This is a genomic window from Microcystis sp. M090S1, from assembly GCF_020246295.1.
Classification (GTDB): Bacteria; Cyanobacteriota; Cyanobacteriia; order Cyanobacteriales; family Microcystaceae; genus Microcystis; species Microcystis aeruginosa.
Genome location: NZ_JADBTF010000233.1, coordinates 1 through 6,111 on the forward strand (window position 1 = coordinate 1; position 6,111 = coordinate 6,111).

A 6,111-nucleotide genomic window follows, 5' to 3' on the forward strand; every position below is an offset into this window, starting at 1 on the left:
CTTGTATTATCGGCCATCGGTTTACCATCGCTATCGGGATAGACGATTGCGGTTTTCGGGCTGTCGTCGAGTTGTCTAACCATTGCTTAACCCTAGAATTTCGTCTTTGCTTCCTTAATAGTATAACTTTACTAGAAAAAACCAGGGCAAATATTTAGGGACGGTGATGATCCTAAATCCTGTTTAAAAAGTATCGGAGAGTGGGAAGTGGGGAAGTGGGGAAGTCCAGTTATATCATTTTTCACAAGTAATGGGGCAGCGATGGTTAATTGCCCTCACCCCTAACCCCTCTCCCAGAACAAACGGCAGGGTTCTTTCGATAGACTAGAGTTATAGCCCCAGAGTAAGGAGCTAGGGGCGAGAAAAGCTTAATATTTGAGATGAACCGATCAAGCGAGAATATCGTCTAGAATTAATTAGCTCAAAAAATCCTGACTGAATCTACTTTTAAGCGAACTTTTCTAAAAATGATGGCTGAATTACTGAGTCTAGTTCCTGCCAAGTCCCTCGAAACCGATGTAGTGGTAGGGGAAGCGTCGGCAGTATGTCCCCTTCCTCCAGTCACGGTTAGTAATGATACCCTACTTATTTCCCTAATCGATCGCTTGCGACGTACTTTGGAAAATCACCGCGGCGAAAATCAAATTGTGGTGATGCAGGATTTCCCGGATCCCGATGCTCTTTCTAGTGCCTGGGCCTATCAAATTATCGCCGAACAGTACAATATTCACTGCGATATAGTCTATGCGGGGACTCTCTCCCATCAGGAAAATGTCGCTTTGGTAAAACTAACGGGTTTACCGGCTAAACGTTGGGGAGTCCATACCCTCAAGGATAGAGACCTTTCGGTTTATCAGGGTTGTGTTTTTGTCGATGGTCAGGGAACCAATAGTCAGTTAACCACTCTGGTTAAACAGGCAAAAATTCCCATTATTGCTGTGATCGATCATCATACCCGCCAAGGGGATCTAGACGCGGAATTTGTCGATATTCGTCCCCAAATACGGGCAACAGCGGCGATGTTAACCCAATATATCCAAAAAGGGTTACTGAATTTTAATAGTAGCGATACCGTCCATGTTAAGTGTGCCACAGCTTTGATGCACGGATTGCGATCGGATACGAATAATTTAATGCAAGCGCAAGAGTGTGAATTTATTGCTGCTGGTTATCTCAGTCGTTTCTACGATGCCCAATTATTAAACGCTGTCCTGCAATCGGCCAGATCCCGACGGGTGATGGATGTGATTGAACGGGCCTTAAAAAACCGTATTATTAAAAATAATTATTCGATCGCCGGGGTCGGTTATTTGCGTTATGATGACCGGGATGCGATTCCCCAAGCTGCCGATTTTTTGGTGACAGAGGAAAATGTTCACACGGCTTTAGTTTACGGTATCGTTCACGATGAAGATGAGGATATCGAGTTAGTCATTGGTTCTATGCGTACCAGTAAAATTACCCTAGATCCCGATGAATTTCTCAAGGAAGCTTTCGGACAGGATAACCAAGGTCGCTTTTTTGGTGGTGGTCGTTATATGGCCGGAGGTTTTGAAATTCCTATCGGTTTCCTCGGTGGTTTTAATAATAATGCCGAATATGCGAAACTCAAGTGGGAACTGTATGACACCCAAATTAAACAGAAACTTTCCCATCTAGTTAACCCCGATGAAAAGGTAATTCGCACCTAGCTATTAGACCTCAGCTATCTGTTAACATTGCCAAGACCGACCTAACACTGATATGAAACTTTATTTTGTGCGTCATGGATTAGCAGGACAATCGGGGGATTATCTCAACGATGGGGAACGTCCTTTAACCGAGGAAGGTAGGGCCAAAACTGCTAAAGTTGCCCAAAGATTAGGACAGTTGGGGGTGAAATTTGACCTAATTCTCACTTCTCCCCTGGTGCGTGCCGTGCAAACCGCCGAAATTTTGCAAAAAGCGGGTTTAAGCCGTAAAATTGAGCAATTTAATCCCCTATCACCCAACGGCAATATTCAAGATTGGGTGCAATGGTGGCAAAAGTCGGACTATCAGCGAGAGGAAAACGCGATCGCAATGGTAGGCCACGAACCGGATTTAGGCTATTGGACGGAAATGCTAGTTTGGGGCAAGTTTCAAGGAAAATTATCAGTCAAAAAAGCGGGAATAATTGGTCTAGAGGTTCCCAATCAGGAAAATCCCCTAGGCAAGTGTCAGTTATTCTGGTTGACAGCCCCGAAATTACTCCTCTAGGAATTAACCTGGGTGTATCTATCCTTTTTGGGGACTACAATCGATGTTTAGTTAATAGTTAAAAAATCATGAACGATGTAGAATTACGCCAGTTATTAACTGAGAAGTTAGCAATTTTGTCCGCAGACAATCTTAATTTAGTTGGGCAATTTATTGATAAGTTAACTCATCAAGAGGCAGCAAACAAATCCGACAATTACCTAACAGAAAAAGCATTACAAAAATGGCAATTTTTAGTTAAAAATAACCAAGAAATGGACAATACAAATCCTTTAAGTGAAAATTAAATTAAGATAATTTGGCAATTTTTAAGTCAATCTCATCGATCTCGTCCGGTAGGATTAGCTAGAGGAGAATTTACCATCTCTGATGATTTCAACGAACCTTTACCAGAGGAAGTTTTAGACTTGTTTTATCCACAATGAGATTGTTACTAGATACACACATTTTTCTTTGGTTAATTAGTGATCATCCGCGCTTGTCTGAAAAAATATGCCGTCAGATAAAAAATAGCAATAACGAAGTTTTTTTGAGTGTAGTCTCTGTTTGGGAGTGCGTTATTAAGTATCAGTTAGGCAAATTAAATTTTCCTGAGCGTCCTGACCTATATCTTCCCAAAAAAAGAAAACAGCATTTAATTAACAGTTTGGTTATTGATGAAAAAAGCCTAGTACACTGAAGATAATGCAATTTTAGCCTATCCTAACTTACAGTTTTTTTTGAGTATCAATCAGGGACGTAAACATCATCACTCACGTCCCCGAAAAACATCAATTAACTATGATTACTATTGTCTTGATTGCGCTTTTTAGACAGCAATACACCTAACCCTAATATTACCATTGCCAAAATTGTAGAAGGTTCGGGAATAGCTGTCGATGAACCCACTTGAACTATTTTTATAAACTGACTTTGATTACCAGAATAACTGGCAACACTGCCATCGCTAAAACCAGTTTGAGATAAATCAATATTAAGTACCAGACTAGAATTACCATTGCCGATTACTTGGAAGTGCAATAAACTAAAAGTATCCAATTGATTAATTCCCAGAGGTGAACCAATGCCCAAAAATGGTAAAGAACCGCCGCCTAAGTTAGTAATTGAACCATTGGTATTGTCTAAGATTCCCGTGCGTCCAAAGGGGAAACTAGAGGTAACAAGAGGACTATTGATATCTAAGGGAGTGAAAGGATTGTCGATGTTTTGAATTGAGCGAGGATCGAAGGATAAATTAATGGCACTGCTAGTGATACCGACCGGATTAATATCACTATTTTCCATTAAAATTTCTACAAAAAATCTATCCCCTAAACGAAGAGGACTATTAATAATAGTTCCCGCTAGGCCACTATTATCAGTTTTGAGGTTAAATTGAGTAGTCAGACTAGACATAATGTAGTTCTCCTGAGTTAAAAAAGTTAGCGAGTTAAAACAAATGCTACGCAAAGCAGGATTTATTCAAAAACCTGGCAAGGGAAGTCACACTAACTGGGTACATCATCTGTACTCTGGTAAAGTTACTGTTTCTGGAAAAGAACGTAGGTTGGGTTGAAGCATGAAACCCAACGCTCTACAACCCGGCAAGGGAAGTCACACTAACTGGGTACATCATCTGTACTCTGGTAAAGTTACTGTTTCTGGAAAAGACAGTGCCGATGCAAAGCTGTATCAAGAAAAAGAAGTTAAGAGGAATCAAGAAAATGGCACAAATTAAATATCGCATGGTAATCCAATGGTCTGATGAAGATAATTGTTTTTTGGTTGCATTGCCTGATTTTCCAGGGCAATATTGGCGTACTCATGGAGATACTTATGAGGAAGCTGTCGCTAAGGGAAAAGAAGCTATAGAATCCCTAATGATTGCTTATCAAGCAGATAATGAACCCTTACCTGAACCTTTATTTTGTAGGATGGGTTAGGAAGTGCGCTAACCCATCAAAACCTATTGTAATTAACCGGAATGGTTGGGTTTCCTTGGGTCAACCCAACCTACGAAGATGGGGTTTCCTTGGGTCAACCCAACCTACAGAGTTAATCTAAACAACTAACCCAAATTCGGAATTGAAGGGAACTAATTCGGCAAGATTAATTCTTCCATCTCCGGTAATATCAGCAGTAGGATCATAGTTAGTTTGTCCACTGCTACTACCAAATAACCCCGGACGTTGTAAGGTGTTTAAGTCGGTTAAATTCACCCGTCCATCGTAGGAAATATCACTGTTAAAGGTTGATTTCCCTGTTAGTTGAATGTTCAAAGCGGAATTGTTTTGAGCATTACTGTTGATGACTAAACCGTTAGCCAAATTGAAGTTTTCTCGCGCTGCTTTGGGTGTATATGCTAAAGCAATACGTCGAGTTTGTCCGGGGTTTAGCAGTATGTCTCCATTGGCAAAATTGGCATCTGTGGTGACATTTTGTGCATTGACAGTAATACCAGCAATAGCGAGTACATCATTAGTTCCCGCTGCGGTATTAGTAATATCAATGTATTGGGTTTTGTCAGCAAAGTTAGGACGGACAAACAGGCTATCGGTTGCACCTTGTCGGTATTGGGAGAGTTTTGTCCCGAAGGTAACAGCAGTTTTATCTACTACTATTGTACCTTCATTAACGTTAGTAATATTAACGTTAAATGTCTTTTCTGTAGAGAGTTTATAACCGTCGGTTGCTTTGACTCCTAATTGATAGGATATTACTCCACTTTCATAGTCGATGGTGTTAGCGCCTGCTTGAGTGAGGGTAATTTCTCCGGTGGTTGCATTGATGGCAAAAAGGTTATTTCCTGAGCCATCTTTAGGAGAGGTACTGAGGCTAAAGGTGGGAGTTTGTCCGTAATTATCATCGGTTGCTTCGACTAAGTTACCGGCTACTACTACTGTACCTGCTGCGCTTCTTTCGGCGAGGTTGACGTTATTAATAGTACCGACGATGGGAGCATCATTGATGATGATATTACGGGTTAAGCTTAAAGTACCATTAGGATCAGCAAATGTGCCATCAGCAAAACCAATTTGGGAAGGATCAAAGGTGACGGTTAGGTTTGAATTATCCCGCGTTCCAACGACGTTAAATCGGAGTAAACCAAAGCGAGAAAGTTGATTAACCCCAATAGCTGTACCTTGACTTGCTTCGGGGACTGCACCCCCACTTAAGTTATCAATTAGTCCGTTAGTATTATCTAATGTACCGCCTCGGAATAGGGGGAAACTAGAGGTAACTAGGGGACTGTTGACATTGCCAATATCGGCGAAGTTATTGATATTTTGAGCAACATCGGCGGCGAAGCCAAAATCAAGGGAATTAATGATTAAACCGGCTGCATTGGTACGAATATCACCGACGAGAATTTCCGCAAAGAAGCTATTACCGAGAATAGGATTGCTTTCTGTAATTTCATTACCAACTGTCCCGTTATTATACTCATAGATTTTCAGTTGGAAGGAAACGGGGTTAACATTATTTAGGTTAATGGTAGCGATACCCGTATCGGTTAAAGCATCGTCACTAGCTTGAATCGTGAGGTTAAAGGGGTTAGTTTGTGCGCTGACATCATTAGTATCGGTAACGGTAATTACGCCAGTGTTACTAATAGCAAAGGCTTTGATAGTGTCGCCATCAGTATCGGGATTTCCGGCGGTGATACTGTAGGTTAAGGGGTTATTGTCGGGGTCAGTGGCGTTAATTGTCCCGACGACTGTACCGTTAGGACTGGTTTTAGAAATGCTGAAAATAGCATCATTAACCACTGGGGGACGGTTAACAGGATTGGTTAGTGGGACTTAAACGCCAAATAAAGATCAAATCGAGTATAATTGTTAAAGAGTAAGCACTTTACGTTGAAAGAGCAGCGATGAAAGAGACAACCCCAGC

The 6,111-nt window shown here is 41.2% G+C and carries 8 protein-coding genes and 2 pseudogenes; 7 read left to right on the plus strand and 3 right to left on the minus strand.

Annotated features, from left to right (window positions below; all coding sequences use genetic code 11):
* Positions 1-83, minus strand: a pseudogene (locus IM477_RS23345) (Uma2 family endonuclease); the annotation flags it as partial.
* Between the two features lie 384 nt (positions 84-467).
* Here IM477_RS23345 and IM477_RS10480 point away from each other — a divergent pair.
* The 4 genes from IM477_RS10480 (at position 468) to IM477_RS23065 (ending at position 2,917) form a co-directional block, all read left to right on the plus strand.
* Positions 468-1,691 carry a DHH family phosphoesterase gene (locus IM477_RS10480; RefSeq protein WP_287731644.1) on the plus strand — a complete coding sequence of 408 codons (1,224 nt, stop codon included), beginning with the start codon at positions 468-470 and terminating at the stop codon, positions 1,689-1,691.
* A gap of 52 nt (positions 1,692-1,743) precedes the next feature.
* Positions 1,744-2,238, plus strand: coding sequence for a phosphohistidine phosphatase SixA (sixA, locus tag IM477_RS10485; RefSeq protein ID WP_287677220.1), 495 nt, complete (start codon positions 1,744-1,746; stop codon positions 2,236-2,238).
* A 68-nt stretch (positions 2,239-2,306) separates the two neighbouring features.
* A complete protein-coding gene (locus tag IM477_RS10490) occupies positions 2,307-2,525 on the plus strand; it encodes a hypothetical protein (RefSeq protein WP_287731645.1) in 219 nt (72 codons plus the stop codon).
* A 134-nt stretch (positions 2,526-2,659) separates the two neighbouring features.
* Positions 2,660-2,917, plus strand: coding sequence for a type II toxin-antitoxin system VapC family toxin (locus IM477_RS23065; RefSeq protein ID WP_334311313.1), 258 nt, complete (start codon positions 2,660-2,662; stop codon positions 2,915-2,917).
* 95 nt (positions 2,918-3,012) lie between these two features.
* On the opposite strand, the gene IM477_RS10495 is transcribed toward IM477_RS23065, so the two are convergent.
* A complete protein-coding gene (locus tag IM477_RS10495; RefSeq protein ID WP_287731646.1) occupies positions 3,013-3,633 on the minus strand; it encodes a PEP-CTERM sorting domain-containing protein in 621 nt (206 codons plus the stop codon).
* Between the two features lie 40 nt (positions 3,634-3,673).
* Here IM477_RS10495 and IM477_RS23070 point away from each other — a divergent pair.
* From IM477_RS23070 to IM477_RS10505, 3 genes and pseudogenes are all read left to right on the plus strand, one after another.
* Positions 3,674-3,793 (plus strand): annotated as a pseudogene (locus tag IM477_RS23070) (type II toxin-antitoxin system HicA family toxin); the annotation flags it as partial.
* 3 nt (positions 3,794-3,796) lie between these two features.
* The gene (locus IM477_RS10500; RefSeq protein ID WP_002770269.1) at positions 3,797-3,955 is read left to right on the plus strand and encodes a type II toxin-antitoxin system HicA family toxin; all 159 of its coding nucleotides are present in this window, start codon (positions 3,797-3,799) and stop codon (positions 3,953-3,955) included.
* Positions 3,942-4,160 carry a type II toxin-antitoxin system HicB family antitoxin gene (locus tag IM477_RS10505; protein ID WP_287731648.1) on the plus strand — a complete coding sequence of 73 codons (219 nt, stop codon included), beginning with the start codon at positions 3,942-3,944 and terminating at the stop codon, positions 4,158-4,160. Before IM477_RS10500 ends, IM477_RS10505 begins: the two co-directional genes overlap by 14 nt.
* Positions 4,161-4,277: 117 nt before the next feature.
* Here the strand turns inward: IM477_RS10505 and IM477_RS10510 are convergent, their stop codons facing one another.
* On the minus strand, positions 4,278-5,987 hold the full coding sequence (locus IM477_RS10510) for a cadherin domain-containing protein (RefSeq protein ID WP_287731649.1): 1,710 nt from the start codon (positions 5,985-5,987) through the stop codon (positions 4,278-4,280).
* Between the last annotated feature and the right edge of the window lie 124 nt (positions 5,988-6,111).